Source organism: Paraburkholderia ginsengiterrae (assembly GCF_001645125.1).
GTDB lineage: Bacteria > Pseudomonadota > Gammaproteobacteria > Burkholderiales > Burkholderiaceae > Paraburkholderia > Paraburkholderia ginsengiterrae.
On the sequence record NZ_LXKA01000326.1, the window covers coordinates 1 to 19,502 of the forward strand.

At 64.3% G+C, this 19,502-nt stretch carries 17 protein-coding genes and 1 pseudogene; 8 read left to right on the forward strand and 10 right to left on the reverse strand.

Annotated elements, in window-relative coordinates; all coding sequences use genetic code 11:
* A pseudogene (locus A6V37_RS22020) lies at positions 1-199 on the forward strand (electron transfer flavoprotein subunit beta/FixA family protein); the annotation flags it as partial.
* Positions 200-230: 31 nt separating this feature from the next.
* Positions 231-1,178, forward strand: a complete 948-nt coding sequence (locus A6V37_RS22025) for an electron transfer flavoprotein subunit alpha/FixB family protein (RefSeq protein ID WP_064267455.1) — start codon at positions 231-233, stop codon at positions 1,176-1,178.
* A 122-nt stretch (positions 1,179-1,300) separates the two neighbouring features.
* Here A6V37_RS22025 and A6V37_RS22030 read toward each other — a convergent pair whose 3' ends face one another.
* The gene (locus tag A6V37_RS22030; RefSeq protein WP_064267384.1) at positions 1,301-1,609 is read right to left on the reverse strand and encodes a DUF4148 domain-containing protein; all 309 of its coding nucleotides are present in this window, start codon (positions 1,607-1,609) and stop codon (positions 1,301-1,303) included.
* A gap of 353 nt (positions 1,610-1,962) precedes the next feature.
* On the opposite strand from A6V37_RS22030, the gene A6V37_RS22035 reads away from it, so the two are divergent.
* The 3 genes from A6V37_RS22035 (at position 1,963) to A6V37_RS22045 (ending at position 4,417) form a co-directional block, all read left to right on the forward strand.
* Positions 1,963-3,588: a D-alanyl-D-alanine carboxypeptidase/D-alanyl-D-alanine-endopeptidase gene (locus A6V37_RS22035; protein WP_064267385.1), complete on the forward strand. Its 1,626-nt coding sequence runs from the start codon at positions 1,963-1,965 to the stop codon at positions 3,586-3,588.
* Between the two features lie 188 nt (positions 3,589-3,776).
* The gene (locus A6V37_RS22040; protein WP_131799852.1) at positions 3,777-4,223 is read left to right on the forward strand and encodes a D-alanyl-D-alanine carboxypeptidase; all 447 of its coding nucleotides are present in this window, start codon (positions 3,777-3,779) and stop codon (positions 4,221-4,223) included.
* Positions 4,220-4,417 carry a hypothetical protein gene (locus tag A6V37_RS22045; RefSeq protein ID WP_064267387.1) on the forward strand — a complete coding sequence of 66 codons (198 nt, stop codon included), beginning with the start codon at positions 4,220-4,222 and terminating at the stop codon, positions 4,415-4,417. The genes A6V37_RS22040 and A6V37_RS22045 overlap by 4 nt, the downstream gene beginning before the upstream one ends.
* A gap of 120 nt (positions 4,418-4,537) precedes the next feature.
* Here A6V37_RS22045 and A6V37_RS22050 read toward each other — a convergent pair whose 3' ends face one another.
* The gene (locus A6V37_RS22050) at positions 4,538-5,002 is read right to left on the reverse strand and encodes a cupin domain-containing protein (protein ID WP_064267388.1); all 465 of its coding nucleotides are present in this window, start codon (positions 5,000-5,002) and stop codon (positions 4,538-4,540) included.
* 246 nt (positions 5,003-5,248) lie between these two features.
* Between A6V37_RS22050 and A6V37_RS22060 the strand changes: the two genes are divergently transcribed.
* Positions 5,249-5,872: a LysE family translocator gene (locus tag A6V37_RS22060; RefSeq protein ID WP_064267390.1), complete on the forward strand. Its 624-nt coding sequence runs from the start codon at positions 5,249-5,251 to the stop codon at positions 5,870-5,872.
* A 16-nt stretch (positions 5,873-5,888) separates the two neighbouring features.
* On the opposite strand, the gene A6V37_RS22065 is transcribed toward A6V37_RS22060, so the two are convergent.
* Positions 5,889-7,304, reverse strand: a complete 1,416-nt coding sequence (locus A6V37_RS22065) for an aminotransferase-like domain-containing protein (protein ID WP_064286344.1) — start codon at positions 7,302-7,304, stop codon at positions 5,889-5,891.
* 165 nt (positions 7,305-7,469) lie between these two features.
* Here A6V37_RS22065 and aptA point away from each other — a divergent pair, with 165 nt between their 5' ends.
* Positions 7,470-8,798, forward strand: a complete 1,329-nt coding sequence (gene aptA / locus A6V37_RS22070) for an omega-aminotransferase AptA (RefSeq protein WP_064267392.1) — start codon at positions 7,470-7,472, stop codon at positions 8,796-8,798.
* A 196-nt stretch (positions 8,799-8,994) separates the two neighbouring features.
* Complete coding sequence (locus A6V37_RS22075; RefSeq protein WP_064267393.1) at positions 8,995-9,246, forward strand: hypothetical protein; 252 nt, start codon at positions 8,995-8,997, stop codon at positions 9,244-9,246.
* 79 nt (positions 9,247-9,325) lie between these two features.
* Here the strand turns inward: A6V37_RS22075 and A6V37_RS22080 are convergent, their stop codons facing one another.
* From A6V37_RS22080 to A6V37_RS22110, 7 genes are all read right to left on the reverse strand, one after another.
* Entirely contained in the window at positions 9,326-10,534 is a 1,209-nt protein-coding gene (locus tag A6V37_RS22080; RefSeq protein WP_064267394.1) for an ABC transporter substrate-binding protein, read from the reverse strand.
* A gap of 81 nt (positions 10,535-10,615) precedes the next feature.
* Entirely contained in the window at positions 10,616-14,221 is a 3,606-nt protein-coding gene (locus tag A6V37_RS22085) for a molybdopterin cofactor-binding domain-containing protein (protein ID WP_064286345.1), read from the reverse strand.
* On the reverse strand, positions 14,218-14,724 hold the full coding sequence (locus A6V37_RS22090; protein ID WP_064267396.1) for a (2Fe-2S)-binding protein: 507 nt from the start codon (positions 14,722-14,724) through the stop codon (positions 14,218-14,220). The genes A6V37_RS22085 and A6V37_RS22090 overlap by 4 nt, the downstream gene beginning before the upstream one ends.
* Positions 14,725-14,755: 31 nt before the next feature.
* The gene (locus tag A6V37_RS22095; RefSeq protein ID WP_064267456.1) at positions 14,756-15,955 is read right to left on the reverse strand and encodes an amidohydrolase family protein; all 1,200 of its coding nucleotides are present in this window, start codon (positions 15,953-15,955) and stop codon (positions 14,756-14,758) included.
* A gap of 71 nt (positions 15,956-16,026) precedes the next feature.
* Positions 16,027-16,740: an ABC transporter ATP-binding protein gene (locus A6V37_RS22100; RefSeq protein WP_064267397.1), complete on the reverse strand. Its 714-nt coding sequence runs from the start codon at positions 16,738-16,740 to the stop codon at positions 16,027-16,029.
* Positions 16,737-17,546, reverse strand: coding sequence for an ABC transporter ATP-binding protein (locus A6V37_RS22105; RefSeq protein WP_064267398.1), 810 nt, complete (start codon positions 17,544-17,546; stop codon positions 16,737-16,739). Before A6V37_RS22105 ends, A6V37_RS22100 begins: the two co-directional genes overlap by 4 nt.
* Entirely contained in the window at positions 17,543-19,483 is a 1,941-nt protein-coding gene (locus tag A6V37_RS22110; RefSeq protein WP_064286346.1) for an ABC transporter permease, read from the reverse strand. Before A6V37_RS22110 ends, A6V37_RS22105 begins: the two co-directional genes overlap by 4 nt.
* Positions 19,484-19,502 lie beyond the last annotated feature (19 nt).

The window sequence follows — 19,502 nt, forward strand, 5'->3', positions numbered from 1 at the left end:
CTACGTGACGCTGCCGAACATCATGAAGGCCAAGAAGAAGCCGCTGGAGACGATCAAGCCGGAGGACCTCGGTGTTGACGTCGCACCGCGCCTGAAGACGCTGAAAGTCGCCGAGCCGCCCAAGCGCTCCGCCGGTGTGATGGTGTCGGACGTGAAGACGCTGGTCGAGAAGCTGAAGACCGAAGCCAAGGTGCTTTAAGTAAAACGCGGAGACAGAGCAAATGACGAATCTGGTTAGTCTTGTAATAGCAGAACACGACAACGCGTCGATCAAGGCCGCGACGCTGAACACGGTTGCAGCGGCGCAGAAGATTGGTGGCGACGTGCACGTGCTGGTGGCGGGCCACAACGCGCAAGCGGCTGCGGATGCGGCAGCGAAAATCGCAGGCGTGTCGAAGGTGCTGCTGGCTGACGCGCCGCAACTCGAAGCCGGTCTCGCGGAGAACGTCGAGGCGACTGTGCTGGCGCTGGTGCGTGACCCGGCGAAGAACTACACGCACATCCTCGCACCGGCAACCGCTTCGGGCAAGAACGTCACGCCGCGTATCGCGGCAAAGCTCCACGTTGCGCAGATCAGCGACATCACGGCAGTGGATTCTCCAGACACGTTCGAGCGTCCGATCTACGCAGGCAACGCGATCGCAACCGTTCAATCGGCTGACCAGATCAAGGTCATCACGGTGCGCACGACCGGTTTCGATGCGGTTGCAGTAGAAGGCGGCAACGCTGTCGTCGAGAAGATCGAAGCCGCAGCAGACAGCGGCCTGTCGCAGTTCGTGAGCCGTGAAGTGACGAAGCTGGATCGTCCGGAACTGACGTCGGCGAAGATCATCGTCTCGGGTGGCCGGGGTCTCGGCAACGGCGAGAACTACACCAAGGTGCTGGAGCCGCTGGCCGACAAGCTGAATGCGGCGCTGGGCGCATCGCGCGCGGCCGTCGATGCGGGCTTCGTGCCGAACGACTATCAGGTCGGCCAGACGGGCAAGATCGTCGCGCCGCAACTGTACGTGGCGGTCGGCATCTCGGGTGCGATCCAGCATCTGGCGGGCATGAAGGATTCGAAGGTGATCGTGGCGATCAACAAGGACCCCGAAGCACCGATCTTCAGCGTCGCGGATTATGGCCTCGTCGGCGATCTGTTTACCGCCACGCCAGAACTGGTGAGCGAGCTGGACTGAGACGAAGAGACGTTGCCGCGCGACAATGCCAACAAAGCTGTCACGCACGCAGCCCAAACCGGCAAGCCGCCAAGGACGATATCCCGGTCCCAGGCGGCGCCAACTCGCCTCCCCCCGTTACATCACGGATGGCTGTACATCGCGTTCCAATCCGCTTGGGACACGGCCGGACGCCCCGCTTCAGACGAGCCGCTCACCACTCCGCCGAAGTCAGTCGCGGCGTGCTGAGCCGCCACCTTGGCTTCCGCAGCCTGAATGTCGGCCGGATAATTCGGATCTTCCCCGTGAGCCGGGTTATAGCCGGCCTTTTCGAGTTCGATCAACTCGGCGCGCACTTGCGCGCGGGTGATGGGATGGCTCGATTGGGCGAACACGGCAACCGGCGCTGCAAGGGCAGCGGCAACGACAACGGCTTGAATAAGGGACTTCATGGTGACTACCTCCAGACTTTGCTTCGTTCGGCGGCGAACAGCCCTGTTCGCGACTCAGTAACGACAGTCTAAAAAGGCAGGCCCTCGAGAATAAGCCCCGCGCGTGTAGAGGATTGTTCTCAAATATGGGTAAACCGCGGGGGGCGGCTGTCCGCCCGGGAAAACACGTCGCGGACGCACGAGGCGGCCGTGTCCGGAGGAGACAGATTTCAGGTGCCTCGCAGATTGCCTTCGCACCGGTCATCGCCTATATTCCGGGCACCGTCGGTCGTTTCGGCGCGATGCATCGCAGGGGAATGATGCCGCGCACCAATCGCACCGGCCATAGGCTTGAATAACGATCGAGACCTGAGATGGCCCCGCACGCTGTGTATCACTGGACACGTATCGGCCTTATATCCGCCATGGTCGCGCTCGCCGCCTGCGGAGACATCGATTCCGGCCCGGCCCCCCTCCCGGTACCGCCGGAAATCGCCAGCGTCATGCACAAGCCGCCCTACAGCAACGCTACGTGGGCCCTGCAGGTCGTCGATCTGGATAGCGGCAACGTGATCTATTCGTTGAATGCCGCGACGCCCACGCTGATCGCCTCGGTCCGCAAGCTCTTCTCGGTCGCCATGGCGTTGAATCAGTTAGGCCCTGACCATCGCTTCGCCACCCCGGTCTACCGGCAAGGCGCGGTGGACGCATCCGGCACGCTCAACGGCGATCTGATTCTGGTCGCAAGCGGCGACCTGACCATGGGCGGCCGCACCAATCCCGACGGCTCGCTCGCTATCAGCAACTTCGACCATAACGAGGCCAACGCGCTGCAAAATGCGGTGCTGACCACCCCCGATCCGCTTGCAGGCTACAACTCGCTTGCCGCGCAGATCGCCGCGGCGGGCATCAGGAAAGTGACCGGTGAAGTCGTGATCGACGACCGGCTCTTTCAGCCCTTCGAATTTCGCCAGGAGTTCGATGCGAAGCCGATCTTCGTCAATGACGACGTCGTCGACGTCATCGTCAATCCAGGCACCGCGGGCGGCGCCGCGTCAGTGGACTGGCGGCCGAAATCGGCCGCCTTCGGCGTGCAATCGACGTTGCAGATGGCCGCCGCGAACACGCCGCTCGAACTGGATCTGACGCCGGAGCTACCCACCTGCATCGGCGCAGCCGGTTGCACCGGCACCGTGTCGGGCGATCTGCCGGCCGGTTTCGTACCGCCGTTAACGAATCAATATCCGCTGATCCGCACGTTCCGGATTACCAATCCATCCAACTATGCACGTACCGTGCTGATCGAGGCGCTCGAGCGAGCGGGTGTGACCGTGGTGGCCGCGCCGCTCGAAAGCAATCCCACACAGTTGCTGCCCGCGCCGGGTTCGTATGCAGCGAGCGCACAGGTTGCGCAGCTCGTATCGCAACCGTATGCAGATTACGCGAAGCTGATTCAGAAGGTCAGCTACAACCTCGGCGCGGATACGAGCCTGATGCTGTTCGGTCTCGCCGCGAACGGATCGACCACGATGGCCGGCGCGCTTGCCGCGGAACAGAACGTGTTGTCGACGCAGTTTCAGATCGCCGCAGACCAGTTGCATTTCATCGACGGCAGCGGCGGCGGCGACACCACCGGCACGCCGCAGGCGGTCACGACACTGCTCGCCGGCATGAGCAAAAGGCCCACCTATTCCGCTTATCTGGATGCGCTGCCGGTGCTGGGCGTCGACGGGTCGCTAGCCTTCGTCACCGACTTCACTGCGGATCCGACGCTTGCCGGCGCCAAAGGGCAAGTGCATGCGAAGACAGGCACTTTTGTCAGCCCCTCGCCGCTGACGCTGGAAAGTCAGGCTCTGGCCGGCTATCTGACCTCGAAAAGCGGGCGCCACCTCGTGTTCATGATGGCGGTGGCCAATGTACCCATCACCGGTATCAACGACGTGCTTCCCGTGTTTCAGGACGAAGGAACGATCGCCGCTTTGCTCTGGAAACTCCAGTAAAACCGGCACTTCTTTCAGATGCAGGGTTCAACGGAATACGAAGTTGCAGCCCCGCCTCTGAATTCCGATAGTGAGCGACCACGCCACTACGCTTGCGCAAATCGACAGGCCTCCTCTCTATCCGGACGAGGCTGATCACCATACTGATCGCCGCCTATGCGGGCCTCCTCGTGGCGTGCGGCGGCACCGTGTCCGCGTCAGACCCGATCGTGGCCATCATGAACAAGCCGCGCTATCTGAGCGCGCAGTCGAAATGGTCGATGGTGGTGATGGACGCGAACACGGGCGCGGTGCTGTATTCGATTCAGCCCGATACGCTTTCCCTGACCGGCTCGGTCCGCAAAATCTTTGCGGTCGGCACCGCGCTCAACGCACTGGGACCGGCCTACCGTTTCAATACCGCGATGTACCGCAACGGCACCGTCGACGCCACAGGCACGCTGAACGGCGATCTGATCGTCAAGGCCGCCGGCGATCTGGTGTTCGGCGGCCGCCAGAAGCCCGATGGCACGCTCGACTTCACCGACTTCGACCATAACGAAGCACGCGGTTTCAACGGCGCGATCCTGACGCCTGAAGATCCGTTGGCCGCGGTGAATAGCCTGGCCGCCCAGGTGCGGGCAGCATTTCCGTGAAGAGCGGCGCGACGATCAGCGACGGCGAGATGGTCGCGATGTCGATGGCAGGTTACGTCGATGCGAAGAGCGGCCGAAGCCCGACGGTCGCGCTATTCGTCAACAATGCAGGACCGCTAACCGCGTTGACCGATACGATCGACGTGTTCGACGACGAGGCACAGATACTCGGCATCGTGTATCAACAGTATTAGGCCGCGATGGGCCACCGGTACGACGCACTGGCGAAAGTGAAGTCACTGCTCGAATTGCAGCCTCCGTTGGCCGCAAACCAACTCGCCGACGTTCACAATCAGCTTGGGTCATTACTCCAGTCAGGGGACCATCTGCGTGTCGCCAGGAGCCTGCGGCGGCAGCTTGATCGCAAGGAGTTTGAGTTCCCCGCTATCCGCCATGGACCCCGCGTGCACCGTTCCCTTCGGGACAATGATCAGATCGCCGGCGTGAATCTGACGCTGTTCGTTACCCAGCCAGAAAGTGCCGCTTCCGGAAATCACGTACTGGATTTCGTCAGAGCCCTGATGCGTATGCTTCGGTACGTTACCGGTCTGCACGGCGAGGGTTCCGCTCGGCGTGATCACCAAACCTTTCGATCGCAAGGTGCCCATATTCGGAACCACGGCGCCCAGATCGGCATCGGTTAGGGCTGCCAGGTCGATGATCTGCGCCGTGAGCGGCGCGTCGGCGGCATGGGCCCGCGGCAGTGTGCCCAGATGGGATGCAAACATGCCGGCAACGAACGAAGCAGGCAATGCCGCGAGATAGAAATATCGACGCATGTTCTTGTCCTTTCAGAGTGAGCGGACCGGCGGTGTACAGCGTACGGGGGTTATCCGTTTTCGATTGTCGCACCATCGCGAAAGCCCCTCAAAACCAGGACAACACCTGAGAGTCCGCACGCCGCGGCCCGATCCCGGAACCCACCCGCCTCCGTACCGGACATCATCTCACAAACCGTACAGGTACTGTACCGGACACTCTCGCTAGAATGCTCCAAGTACCAGTCACCGACACCGGAGCCCTCCATGTCTTACCTCAGCCTCAGCGCGCTGCCGGCCGGCATCCTGTTCGCGCTCGTCACCACCATCACGCCCGGTCCGAACAATACGATGCTGCTGGCCTCGGGGGTCAATTTCGGCTTTCGCCGCACGCTGCCGCATGTGTCCGGCATTAGCGCCGGGGTCGTGCTGTTGATGCTGTCGGTCGGGATCGGGCTGGGCGAAGCCTTCGTTCATTTCCCCGTGCTGTACACCGTGCTCGAGTTTGCGAGCGTCGCGTATCTCCTGTACCTCGCGTGGAAAATCGGCACGTCGGGAGAATTGCAGGTGAAGAAAGGCGAGCGCCGGCCCATGAAATTCTACGAAGCCATCGCTTTTCAGTGGGTCAACCCGAAGGCATGGATGATGGTGCTGACCGCCGCCACGACGATTCACCTCAGCGAGAGTTACAGCATGAACGCCATTGCGATGGCGGTGGTCTTCTACGTGATCGGTTTTCCGTGCATCTGCCTGTGGGCGGGTTTCGGCACCGCCATGCGCCAAGTGCTGTCGGACCCGAAGCGGCTGCGCATTTTTAACGTGGCAATGGCGCTGCTGCTGGTGTTTTCGCTTTACCCGATCGTGCTGAAACTGCTCGGGCCGGCGGCCTGAGGTTGCCTGAGGCTGGCTACAGCAGACCCTGCCCGACTCGTTCGATGAAGCGCCACAACGCGTCGTCGGTCGAGTACGGCACGTTGAAGCGGAACCAGGCGCTCGGTGCGTCGTCGGGACGGAAGTAGGAGCCGGGCGCTAGCCAGATGCCGTGCGTGAGCGCGGCCGTCGCCACTTCGCCGGCGCGCTCCGCCTCGACCGGCAAGCGCGCCCACAGGAGCAGCCCGGCGCGCGGCCGGTGAAACAGTTCGAGGCCAAGCGAATCGAGCCGCTCCTCAACCGTCGCGTGCGCGAGTTTGAGACGCTCGTTGACGGCCTCGACGTGACGCGCATAGCGCCCCTCCAGCAGCACCTTGTCGACGATCCGCTCGATCGCCTCCGACGACGTCAACCCCACCGCCATCTTCGTGCGCGCCAGCTCGCGCAGCACCGCGTGCTCGGCGACCACGTAGCCGCAGCGCAGCCCCGGCGTCACGGTCTTGGAAAAGCCGCCCACGTAGAGCACGCGCTGCAAGCCTTCCATGGCCGCGAACAGCGGCGCGCCGGACGGCGCGAGTTCGCGGCTCACGTCGTCTTCGATCACCCACATGCGTTGCCGCTCGGCGATCTGCAACAAGCGGAACGCCGCCGACATGCCGAAGGTCGCGCCAGTCGGGTTCTGCAGCGTGGTGTTGACGAAGATCGCCTTCGGCTTGTGCTGCGCGACCAGCGTTTCGAGCACGTCCGTGTCGATGCCCGCCGGCGTGCGCGGCACGCCGTGCACCACCAGTCCGGCCAGCTTGAGAATCTGCAGCAGATTGCAATAGCCCGGATCTTCGACGATCACGGTGTCGCCCGCGCGCAGCAGCGTTCGCACGATCAGATCCAGCCCCTGCGTCGCGCCTTGCGTGAGCAGGACGTTGGATACGTCGACCGGCAGGCCACGCCGGTCGAGCTGCTCGGCGATCCGCTCGCGCAACGGCGCGAACCCGTACGGATGCCCGTAGTCGCCGAGCCGCGCGGCCGGCACCCGGCTCATCGCGCGCAGCGCGTGCTGCAGGCCGGTCTCGTTGATCCACTCGTTCGGCAGCCAGCCGCCGCCGGCCTTGATCGGCACGGAATGGTCGGCGAATACGTCTGACAGCAGCCACGTCGCGGTAAGGCTCGGCGGCTGCCAGGCGGTCGCGGCCGCCCGCGCGGACGGCGTGCGCGCCGCCACGCGATAGCCGGACCCGCGCCGCGCCACCACGAGCCCCATCGACACTAGACGGTTGTACGCCTCCGTGACCGTGAAGGTGCTCAACTCGTGGCTTTGCGCGAGCTGCCGCACCGAGGGCAGCAACGCGCCCGCGCGCAGCGATTGCGCCTCGATGGCGTGCGCGAAGCCTTGCACCACCTGTTCGACGAGCGTGGGAGCGGCGCGCCGGTCGCGCTCAAGTTGTAGTTCGATCATGGTCAGAGGTCAGGAGGAGGACATCGACACAGTTAGCGTCAATTCACCAGCACAGTTAGCGCCACACTACGTCAACTGTTTATGCCGCCATTAAACCGCGAACGCTACAGTTTTGGCTATGCCCCGAAGGAAGTTCCCTCGGGCGACTACTTCGAGGAGATACCCATGACTTCACGCCCCGTCATCGACGACCTGTCGTCGTTCTGGATGCCCTTCACCGCCAACCGCCAGTTCAAGGCCGCGCCGCGCCTGCTGGAATCGGCCAAGGGCATGTACTACCGCAGCACGGACGGGCGTGAGGTGCTCGACGGCTGCGCGGGTCTGTGGTGCGTCAACGCCGGCCACGGCCGCGAGGAAATCATCGCCGCGATCACCGAGCAGCTCTCGACGCTCGACTTCGCCCCGACGTTCCAGATGGGCCACCCGCTCGCCTTCGAAGCGGCCACGAAAGTCGCCGAGCTGATGCCGGACGGCCTCGACCGCATCTTCTTCACGAACTCCGGTTCGGAGTCGGTCGACACCGCGCTGAAAATCGCGCTCGCCTACCACCGCGCGCGCGGCGAAGGCCAGCGCACGCGCCTGATCGGCCGCGAGCGCGGTTATCACGGCGTGGGCTTCGGCGGCATCTCGGTCGGCGGCATCTCACCGAACCGCAAGACCTTCTCCGGCCAGCTGCTGCCGGCGGTCGATCACTTGCCGCATACGCATAACCTCGAACATAACGCGTTCTCGAAGGGCCAGCCGGCGTGGGGCGCGCATCTGGCCGAGGAACTCGAGCGCATCGTCACGCTGCACGACGCGTCGACCATCGCCGCCGTGATCGTCGAACCGGTGGCCGGCTCGACGGGCGTGCTGATCCCGCCGCAAGGCTATCTGCAGAAGCTGCGCGAGATCTGCACGAAGCACGGCATCCTGCTGATTTTCGACGAAGTGATCACCGGTTTCGGCCGCGTCGGCAAGGCAACGGCGAGCGAATACTTCGGCGTGACGCCGGACCTGATCACGATGGCGAAGGCGATCAACAACGCCGCGATCCCGATGGGCGCGGTGGCCGCCAGCCGCACGATCCACGACACCATCGTCAACAGCGGCGCGCAGGGCGCAATCGAGCTGTTCCACGGCTACACGTATTCGGCCCACCCGGCCGCCACCGCAGCCGCCATTGCCACGCTCGACCTGTATCGCCGCGAGGCGCTGTTCGAGCGCGCCGCCACGCTGGCGCCTACGTTCGAAGCCGCCGCCCATTCGCTGCGCGGCGCGAAGCATGTGAAAGACGTGCGCAACCTCGGCCTGATCGCCGGCGTGGAGCTCGAATCGCGTGACGGCGCGCCGGGTGCGCGGGCCTATGAGGCGTTCGTGAAGTGCTTCGAAGCGGGCGTGCTGGTGCGCTTTACCGGCGACATCCTCGCGTTCTCGCCGCCGCTCATCATCAACGAAGAGCAGATCGCGCACATCTTCAAGACGGTCGGCGACGTTCTGGCCACGGTGCAGTAAGCCGTAGCAGGAGCACCGGAAAAAAGGCAGCTTAGGCTGCCTTTTTTCAATTGCGCGGCAAGATACGCGGCGAAGCACGCGGAAAAACGCGCGGCAAAACTTCAGGAAATCCGCTCGCGGGACTCGCGCCGGCCTTCTGGACGGCGTATGGTGCGGGTAAGGGCCGGCGCGTCGTCCGGTCTGACCGGAGACGTCCATGAAGATAGCTAACGTTCGCGCAGGCACGCATATTGAAGGTGTGCACTGGATCGCCGAATACGCCGAAGACGTTCACGAGATTCGCATCTTCCGCGAAGGCCAGGAAGTGGACGTGCACAACGCCCCCTCCACGCTATTCGGCGACGAGGAAAACGCCGGCTCCAAAAGCACCGCCGATCATCGCGCGGTCGAGGCCGCCGTGCTCGCCTATTTGAGGCGGTTTGTCATTGAGCACGACGCGGAGGAGTAGTCCTTCACAAGCTGCCGGGACACGGCATATCCCATGTCCCAATCAGTCTGCGGCGCGGTGCGCCGCAGACGCGCCCACCTTACTCGGCAGGCCGCAGCTTCTTGACCTCGGCATCCGACGGCTGAACGCTCGCGCCGTCGATATAGCGGTATGAGGTCATCACGCCCTTGCCATCCTTCAGACCCGTCACGCCGACATACGCGCCCATGGTCGACTGATTGTCCTGCGCCCGGAAAGTGATCGGACCGAACGGCGTGTCCACGCCAAGCCCCTTGAACGCCGCCGCAAGCTTATCCGGATCGACCGATCCCGCTTTCCTGATACCGGCAGCAATCGACATCAAAGCGGAATACCCCACCACCGAACCCAGCCGCGGATAGTCGTGATACTTGGCCTGATACGCATCGACGAACTTCTTGTTCGCCGCCGTATCGATCGAGTACCACGGGTAGCCGGTCACGATCCAGCCGGCCGGCGCTTCCGCGCCCAGCGGATCGAGATAGTCCGGCTCGCCGGTCAGCAACGACACCACGCTGCGATCCTTGAAGAGTCCGCGCGTATTGCCCTCACGCACGAACTTGCCGAGATCCGCGCCGAACAGCACATTGAAAATCGCGTCTGGCTTGGCATCGGCGATTGCCTGCGTCACCGCGCCCGCATCGACGTTGCCGAGCGGTGTGGCCTGTTCGGCGACAAACTCCACGTCAGGCTGCGCGGCGCTCAGCAGCTTCTTGAACGTCGCCACCGCCGATTGCCCGTACTCGTAGTTCGGATATACCAGCGCCCAGCGCTTCTTCTTCAGCTTGGCGGCTTCCGGCACGAGCATCGCCACCTGCATATACGTGGACGGACGCAGACGGTACGTGTATTTGTTGCCGTCGGCCCACACGATCTTGTCGGTCAGCGGCTCGGCGGCGAGGAAGAAAATCTTCTTCTGCTTCGCGAAGTCCGTGAGCGCCAGGCCGGTGTTCGACAGGAAGCCGCCGAACAGCAGTTGCACCTGCTCACGCGCGATCAACTCCTGCGCGACGCGAATCGAGTCGCCCGGGTTGGCGTTGTCGTCGCGAGACACAACGTCGAGCTGTTTGCCGAGCACGCCGCCCGCGGCATTTACCTGGTCGAGCGCAAGATTCCAGCCGTTTTTATAAGGCCCGAGGAAGGCGGGCTGTGCCTTGTAGCTGTTGATCTCGCCGATCTTGATGGTCTGCTGGGCGCTCGCGCTCAAGGCGGCAAGCGAGAGCAGCGTCGGCACCATGAGGCGAGAGATCCATCCTGCGCGCGTGGTCATGCGTTTCTCCGTTATCAAATGGATAGTGCGGGATTGCGGGAATGCGGTTGGTTGTTATCAAGCAGTCAAGCGGCTGGCGAGTCATTCTGCCCGCGGCGTCGCGCGGATTCGGGCGACGCTTGCCGCGACGTCCTGCCAGGCCGGCTTGCCACCGGCGAACTGTTGACGCAGATACGAAACGAGTTCGGCGAGCTGGGCGTCGTTGAAACTGTCGCGGTAAGCCGGCATCGTACCGAGTTCAGGCCGCGCAGGCGAGCCGATACCGTCGAGTATTACGCGAATCAGGTTATCGGGCGTTGCGCTATGCAAATTCGTGTTGAGCGCAAGCGAAGGGTGCGCGCCGAACAGTTGCGGCCCGCTGCCGGTGTGATGACAGGCGGCGCACGCGCCGTCGAAGAGCCGCGCGCCCAAACCCGAAGGCGCGCCCGTCACGGTGCTGGCCTGCTCATATTGACGCGCCATCGCGGCGGGATCGGCGTTCGCCTCCAACGGATTGAGCGACGCCAGATAGGTAGCCATCGCGCGAATATCGCTGTCGGGCAACGCCGCCAGATCGCCGACCACCGGCGCCATCGGCCCGGCCGCGACGCCATGCAGCGGCGCGTGGCCGTCACGCAGGTAGCGATACAGTTCGTCCTCGCTCCACGGCACGGGCGCAGTTGAAAGCGCCGATAAGGCGGGCGCTTCCCAGCCTTCCGCCATGCCGCCGCCCATGAACGCCATGCCGGTTTTCTCGGCGCCGAATGCGTTGCGCGGCGTGTGGCACGCGCTGCAATGGCCGAGCCCGTTCACCAGATACGCGCCGCGATTCCATTGCGCGCTTTGCGTCGCGCTTGCGGCGAACGCGCTGCGTCCGAGAAAGAGACCATTCCATGCGGCCATCAACGGACGCGCGTTGAATGGAAAGGCCAGCTTCGTTTCCGGCGGCCGCGAGCGAACCGGCGTTTGCGCCATCAGGTAGGCGTAAAGCGCCTTGAGGTCGTCGTCGGAGGTGTTCTGGAACGAGGTGTACGGAAACACCGGATAAAGACGGTGGCCGTCGCGGCTGATGCCTTGCCGCATCGCGCGAATGAAGGCGTCCAACGACCAGTGGCCGATGCCGGTCTGGCCATCGGGCGTGAGATTGGTGCTGTACACCGTGCCGAACGGCGTCTCGAGCGGTTTGCCGCCGGCGTTCGGCACGCCGTTGTGCGCGGTATGGCAGACCGCGCAATTACCGAGCGACGCGAGCAGCTTGCCGCGCGCCACCAGTTCGGGCGCAAATGTGCTCGCGAGCGGCGGCGTGATCGGTGCGATAGCCTGCGGCGCAAACGAGAGCGCGCCCAGCCAACCCGCGGCGCCCGCCGCGAAAGCGCTCAGAAAACCCAGCCGCCAGCGCTTCTTTTTACGCGCGGCCGCTTCATCGGCATGGCTATCGGCGAGCGCGGCGCGGATCGTTTCAGGCGTGAATGGCGGACGGCGAAAACGCACGCCGGTCGCATCGTAGAGCGCGTTGGCAATCGCCGCCGCGCCGGGCAGCGACGCAGATTCGCCCGCGCCCATCGGCGGCTCGCCATGGCGCGGCATCATCACCACGTCGATCACCGGCACTTCACGGAACGTCAGGATCGGATACGCGCCCCACTCCTGGCTCGTCACGGCGTTCTCGCCGAACGTCACGCGCTCTTTCAACGCGCGGCTGGTGGTCTGGATCACGTTGCCGTGAATCTGATGACGCACGCCGTCGGGATTCACCATCGTGCCGGTGTCCTGACCGACCACCACGCGCGTCACCGCCAGTTCGCCGCTCTTTCGATTGACTTCGACGTCGGCCACCCACGCGGACCATGCCGCGCCGAAGCCAGGAAATTTGCTGTGCACGTAGCGGGCATAGGCAAACCCGCGGCCACGCGCAATGTCGCCCTCTTCTTCCTTGCGCTCGGCGTTACGCGGTTCCCAGCCAGCCTTGTCGGCCACGGCTTTGACCAGATCGATCGCACGCGGATCGGTGAGGTGCCGCAGGCGAAATTCGACAGGATCGACGCCCGCCTGCTCGGCGAGTTCGTCGATGAAGGACTCATGAGCAAACGTGTTCGGCAACGCGGACACGCCGCGCAGCCACGCTGCGCGCACGATCGGCGGCGTATCGTCGCAGACGATCCGCTTCGCGCGATAGTCATACGGCGGCACGGCCGTGCGGTCGCCCATCTCGTACACCTGCGGCTCGGCGGAAATCGTGCCGGTCAGCAGCAGCGCCAGCGTGGGCGCATCGTTCGACGGATAGCGCGTGGCAAAGTCGTACGCGGCCAGTTCGCCGTCGGCATTCAACGCGCCGCGCACGTCCATCAATTGCGCGGCGCCCTTCGGCTCCCACGCGTGCTCGTCTTCGCGCGAGAGTTGCACGCGCACCGGCGCGCCGGCGGCACGCGAGAGCAAGGCGGCGTCGGCGGCGACATCGTCCGCGCAATTGCGGCCGTAGCAGCCTGCCGCCTCCATCCGCACGATCTCGATGTGCGCTTCGTCCATGCCCATCAGCAACGCGAGATCGGCACGCAGCGAATGCGGATTCTGCGTGCCCGACCAGACCTTCAGCGCACCCTCACGATAGTCGGCCACCGCGCAGGACGGTCCAATCGACGCGTGCATCTGAAACGGCCACACGTAAGTGCGTTCGAGCGTGCGAGCGGGATCTTGCGCCAAGGCCGCATCGACGTCGCCGTCGATGACCAGCTCGCGCCGTTTGGCCGGATTTGCGCGCAACGCGGCTTCGACTTCTTCGCTGGTATCGAGCGACGGCAAACCGTCGACTGCTTTCCACCGCACGTCGAGTCGTTTCACGGCCTGCTGCGCGACTTCCTCCCGCTCGGCGACCAGGCCGACAAAATCCCGAATCACCACCACCTTGACGATGCCGGGCAGTTCGTTCACGGACGCTTCATCGACATGCAGCAGGCTGTTGCCCACGAAGCCGCCTTGCGCGATACCGGCATACGGCGGGCGCACCACGCGGCCATGCAGCATGCCCGGCACGCGCACGTCATGGACGAAGGTCAGTTCGCCGGTGGCCTTCGCGGGAATATCGACGCGCGGTGTGCTTCTGCCAACGATCCGGTACGCGTCGGGCGATTTCAAAGGCGCGTCGGCGGCGAGTTGGAGTTCGACACGTTTTCCGCTGACCAGATCGCAATAGCTCACGCCTTGCACGGTGCTACCGTCGCGTGGGAATACCACGCCGTCACGCACGTCGAGGTGCTCCGCGCTGACTTTCAGGCGCGCCGCCGCTTCACCCAGCAGATAGTGCCGCGCCTGCGCCGCCGCCTGGCGCAACGGCACCGCCGATATCTGGATCGTCGCGCTGGCAATCGTCGGCCCCTGATTCGGCGCTTCGCGCGTGTGGCCGAGCACGATCGACACGCGCGTCAGCGGCACATCCAGCTCCTCCGCCACGATCTGCGCGAGCGCCGTGCCTATACCCGTGCCGAGATCGACGTGGCCGTTGAAAGCGACCACGCTGCCGTCGTCGCGCACCACCAGAAACATGTCCGCTTCGGTCGGCAAGAACGACGAACGCGAGCCGGGCTGACCGGCCGCAGGTTTCATCGGCGCCTGCGGCGGTCGCGCCACGATCAACACACTGCTCGCGTCGTAGAGCTGCTGACGCGACGGCGGCGCGGCACGCCTGTCGACGCTGAAATCCGGCCCCGTCATGCGCGCACTCCTTCATGCACGGCCGCTTGCGCCGCGAGCAACTCAGCAGCGCGCTGCACCGCGCGCACGATCTCGACATGCGTGCCGCAGCGGCACAGGTTGCGCGACAGTTCGCGCTGGATCGTCTCGACGGCCGGATGCGGGTCGCGATCGAGCAGCGCCTTGGCCGTCATGATCATGCCGTTCAGGCAATAGCCACACTGCGCGGCCTGCTCTTCGATAAACGCCTGCTGCACCGGATGCAACGCGGCCCGCGTGCCCAAGCCTTCGAGCGTGGTGATCTCCCGGCCCAACGCCACCTTCGCGGTCGTGACGCACGCTCGTGTCGGCATGCCGTCGAGCAACACCGTGCAAGCGCCGCATTCGCCGAGGCCGCAGCCGAATTTCGGGCCGTTCAGCGCGAGGTCGTTGCGCAGCAGGTAGAGCAAGGGCGTGTCGGCCGCGGCGCTGACGAGATGCGTCGCGCCGTTCACGTTCAGCATCAGCGGGACCGGGCGATTCATAACCGTGCCGGACACAGGTTGCGGCGCGCGTTCACAGCACCACCGGCACTTCGGTGGCCGGTGGCGTGTTGCGGCTGCGCCGGCAGCGGATCAGACCGTCGATCATCACCATGCCCACGCCCGGAATATCGCCGAGTTGCACGCTTTCGAGCAGGGTATCGGCCGCCGTGTGTTGCGCGCGGTCCATGAACACGAAGTCGGCGGGCCGGCCCACTTCGATCAGCCCTTGCCGCAGATTGCGTTGGCGCGCCGTGTTGCCAGTCGCGAAGCAGAAGGCGATTTCAGCGGGCACGTCGGCGAGACTCGAGATCAGCGCGATCATCCGCAAAATGCCGAGCGGTTGCACGCCGGAGCCGGCCGGACTATCCGTGCCGAGAATGATCCGGTGCGGACACTTCAACTCGATGGCATGACGTGCAGTCAGCAAGGCGATGCGTTCGTTGCCGTTGTGGACGATCTCCAGCGCGCGGCTCGATTGCTCGCACAGATCGCACACATGCCGGTAGGACAGCGACGTATGCCCGCCGTTGATGTGGCCGATCACGTCCGCGTCGGCCGCGAGCACCACGTCACGATCGATCAAGCCGGAGCCGGGAATCGACGGGCCGCCCGTGTGAATCGTGCTTTGAATACCGTACTTGCGTGCCCATGCGACCATCTGCGCGGCTTCCTCGCCGCCCTTCACGCTGCCCAGACCCACTTCGCCCAGCAGTTTCACGCCCGCTTCCGACAGCTCCTTGAAGTCCTCTTCGACCATGCCCTTTTCGATCACGGGCGCGCCCGCCATCACCTTGACGCCGCCACCCACACCCGCGCCACGCATGCCTTCAAACGAGCGTTGCGCGGTAATCGCCAGCGCCTTCACGCCGAGCACATCTTTCGGACGACCAGGCAGATGCACTTCGCCGGCGGAGATCATCGTGGTCACGCCGCCATTCAGATTCGATTCGATCCAGCCCATCTGATTCTGGCGCGGCGTCCAGTCGCCGAACACGGGATGCACATGCGAATCGATCAGGCCAGGGGCGACGGCCGTGCCTTTGCAGTCCACCGTGGTGCGCGCGCCTTCGAGATCGCAATCCTGCTCGCGGCCGATGGCAACGATCACACCGTCGTCGATCACCAGCGTGTTCGCGTCGAGAATCGGCCGGTCGATGTCGCCGGATAACAGCAGGCCAATGTTCCTGATCGCGACCTTGCCCGACGAGCCTGTCAACGTCTCTGCTGCCATCTGCTTCTCCTTTCGCAACGACTGCCCGGCGCCGAGGGCGTGCACGAGGCACGCTTCGCGCCGCGATGGAATCACACGCTCAGGTAAGCGCGCCTCACTGTTTCGTTCTGTGCGAGTTCGCCGATCGTGCCGCTAAAGCGGATCTGCCCTTTCTCGAGCACATACGCGCGGTCGCTGACCAGCTCGGCGAAGTGCAGATTCTGTTCGGACAACAGAATGGACAGTCCTTCGCGCTTGAGTTCGAGAATCATGTTCGCCATCTGTTCGACGATCACCGGCGCCACGCCTTCGGACGGTTCGTCGAGCAGCACGAGATACGGATTGCCCATCAAGGTGCGCGAGACGGTCAGCATCTGCTGCTCGCCGCCGCTCATCTGGCCGCCCGGACGTTGCGGCATTTCGCCGAGATTGGGAAAGAGCCGGAACAGCTTGTCCGGCGTCCATTGCGGCGCGCCTTCGCGCGGCGGCTGACGGCCGGTGTCGAGGTTTTCCATCACGGTCAGGTCCGCGAACACGCGGCGGTCTTCGGGCACGAAACCCATTCCCATGCGCGCGATCTTGTAGGGCGGCAGCGCCGTGATGTTCTGCCCGCGAAACTTCACCTCGCCCTGACGGCGCGGCAGCAAACCCATCACTGCCTTCATCGTGGTCGATTTGCCTGCGCCATTGCGGCCCATGAGCGCCACCACTTCGCCGCGGCCGACTTCGAGGCCGACGTCGAAGAGAATATGCGCGCGGCCGTAGAACGCATTGAGGCCGGAGACTTTCAGCATCGGCTCGCTCATTGCAGCGCTCCTTGTCCGCTATGGCCGTCCGTAGCGTCCTCTAGCGGCGCATGCGGCCGGAACGTCTTGCCGGTGCCGAAATAGACCTCCTGCACGCGCGGGTCGTTGCGAATCGTATCGCCGTCGCCCTCGGCAATCAGCTTGCCGCGCGCAAGCACGATCATGCGGTCAGCGTAGGCGAATACGACGTCCATGCTGTGCTCGGTAAACAGCACGCCGATCTTGTGCTCGGTGACGAGACGTTTGGTGAGCGCCATCAATTCGTTGCGTTCCTTCGGCGCCATGCCGGCGGTGGGTTCATCCATCAGTAGCAGTTTCGGGCGGTTGGCAAGCGCGATGGCAAGCTCGACGCGCTTGACGTCGCCATACGCGAGCACGCCGCATGCGCGATGCGCGTCGGCGGCCATGCCGACCTGTTCGAGCAGCGCGAAGGCTTCTTCGGCGTAGCGTGCGCCTGCGGGCTTCCACAGGCCGAAGGTTTTGCGTTCGCGGGAGACCAGCGCCATTTGCACGTTCTCAAGCACGGTCATCGAATTGAAGGTCGCGGCGATTTGAAACGTGCGGCCCACGCCGAGGCGCCAGATGTCGCGCGGACGCATGCCGACCAGTTCATGCCCGTCGAGAAGGATCGATCCAGACGAAGGCGGCAGCTGCCCGTTGACCATGTTGAAACAGGTCGACTTGCCCGCGCCGTTCGGGCCGAGCAAGGCCAGCAGTTGGCCGGCTTCGAGATCGAAGGAAACATCGTCGACTGCCTTGAGACCGCCGAACGATCTGGAGAGGCCCCTGACGCGCAGCAAGCTCATAGCCCCTCCTTGATCGCCGTGCGTCGTGAAGGCGACACGCTGCTCTGCTCCGCTTCGTCCGCGCTATCGTCGCCGAAACGCTCGCGAATGAAGCCGACGATCCCTTGCGGGAACGCAATCACCAGCAACAGGATCGCGAAGCCCAGCAGCGCCTGCCAATAGTCCGTTTGCCGCGCGACGGTGTCTTGCAGCCACGTGAACACGGCCGCGCCCACGATCGGGCCGGTGAGTGTCTGCAAGCCGCCGAGCAATACCATCACGAGACCGTCAATGGAACGGCTCACGCTGATCACTTCTGGCGAAATCGTCCCCTTGGAGAAGGCGTAAAGCGATCCGGCGAGACCGCAGAACAACGACGCGATCACGAACGCCGCCCATTGCACACGCTTCACGTCGATGCCGATCGCCTCGGCGCGCAAGACGGAATCACGCGACGCCCGCATGGCATAGCCGAGCGGCGAGAACAGCATCTTGCGCAGCAGCCATACGCCGGCCACCGCGCAGACCAGCGTCAGATAGTAAAAGGCCACCGGCGAAGACAGCCAGTTCGACGGCCATAGACCGAGAATGCCGTTGCTGCCGCCCGTCACGTCGTCCCACTGGAACACGACCGACCAGACGATCTGCGCGAACGCGAGCGTCAGCATTGCCAGATAGACGCCCGAGAGACGCACGCAGAACCAGCCGAACACGAGGGCGCCGGCCACCGCCAGGAGCGGGCCGAGCAGCAACGCGGCTTCCATCGGCAGATTCAGCACCTTGAGGAACAGCGCGGCGCCGTAAGCGCCGAGTCCAAAGTAGGCAGCGTGCCCGAATGAATGCAGACCGCCCGGTCCCATGATGAAATGCAGACTCGTCGCGAACAGCACGGCGATCAGGATCTCGACCAGCAGCACGGGCATATACGGGAACGCATTGGCCGCGAGCGGCGCGAGGACGAGGACCAGCAAGGCGATCCCAGCCAGCCACTTCAGGCGTTTGCCTGCCGGACGCAATGGCGTTTCCGGCGCCGCCAGGCCTCGCACCGCGGCACTCGCGCGGCCTAGCAGCCCCCAGGGCCGCACCACCAGCACCACCGCCATCACCACGAATTCCGCCACCAGCGTAAAACGGCTCAACGAGAGCCCGACGCCGAAGATCGTCACATGACCAATGCCGATGCACAGCGCCTTGATCTCCGCGATGATCAGCGCGGCGATGAACGCGCCCGGAATCGAACCCATCCCGCCGACCACCACCACGACGAACGCGTTGCCGATGGTCTCCAGATCCAGCGACAGGTTCGCCGACATGCGAGGCCCTTGCAGCGCGCCGCCCAACCCGGCGAGAAACGCGCCGACGAAAAACACCCCGGTAAATAGCCACGCCTGATTGATGCCGAGCGAGCCCAGCATCTCGCGGTCCTGCGTCGCGGCGCGCACCAGCGTGCCCCAGCGCGTGCGCGTCAGCGCGTACCAGAGCAGCAGCAGCACCACCGGTCCGATCACGATCAACGCGATGTCGTAAGTGGGCAACGGATGGCCGAGAAAATCGACCGCGCCCGCCAGATGCGGCGCGCGCGGTCCGAACAGGTCTTCCGGTCCCCATAGCCACAACGCGGCGTCGCGAAAGATCAGTACGAGCGCAAACGTGGCGAGCAGATGAAACAGCTCAGGCGCCTGATAGATACGCCGCAGCACCACCATTTCGACCAGCGCGCCCAGCACCGCGCCCACCAGTGCCGCCACCAGCACCGACAGCCAGAAGCCGGCCGCCGTATGGCCGAAGCGGCTCGCGATGCTATACGCGACATAGATGCCGACCATATAGAACGAGCCGTGCGCGAAATTGACGATGCGCGTCACGCCGAAGATCAGCGACAAACCGGCGGCGACCAGAAACAGCGTCGACGCGTCGGCGAGTCCGTTGACCATCTGTACCAGCAAATTCGAAAGCATCGCGCTCCTCGGCAGCTCA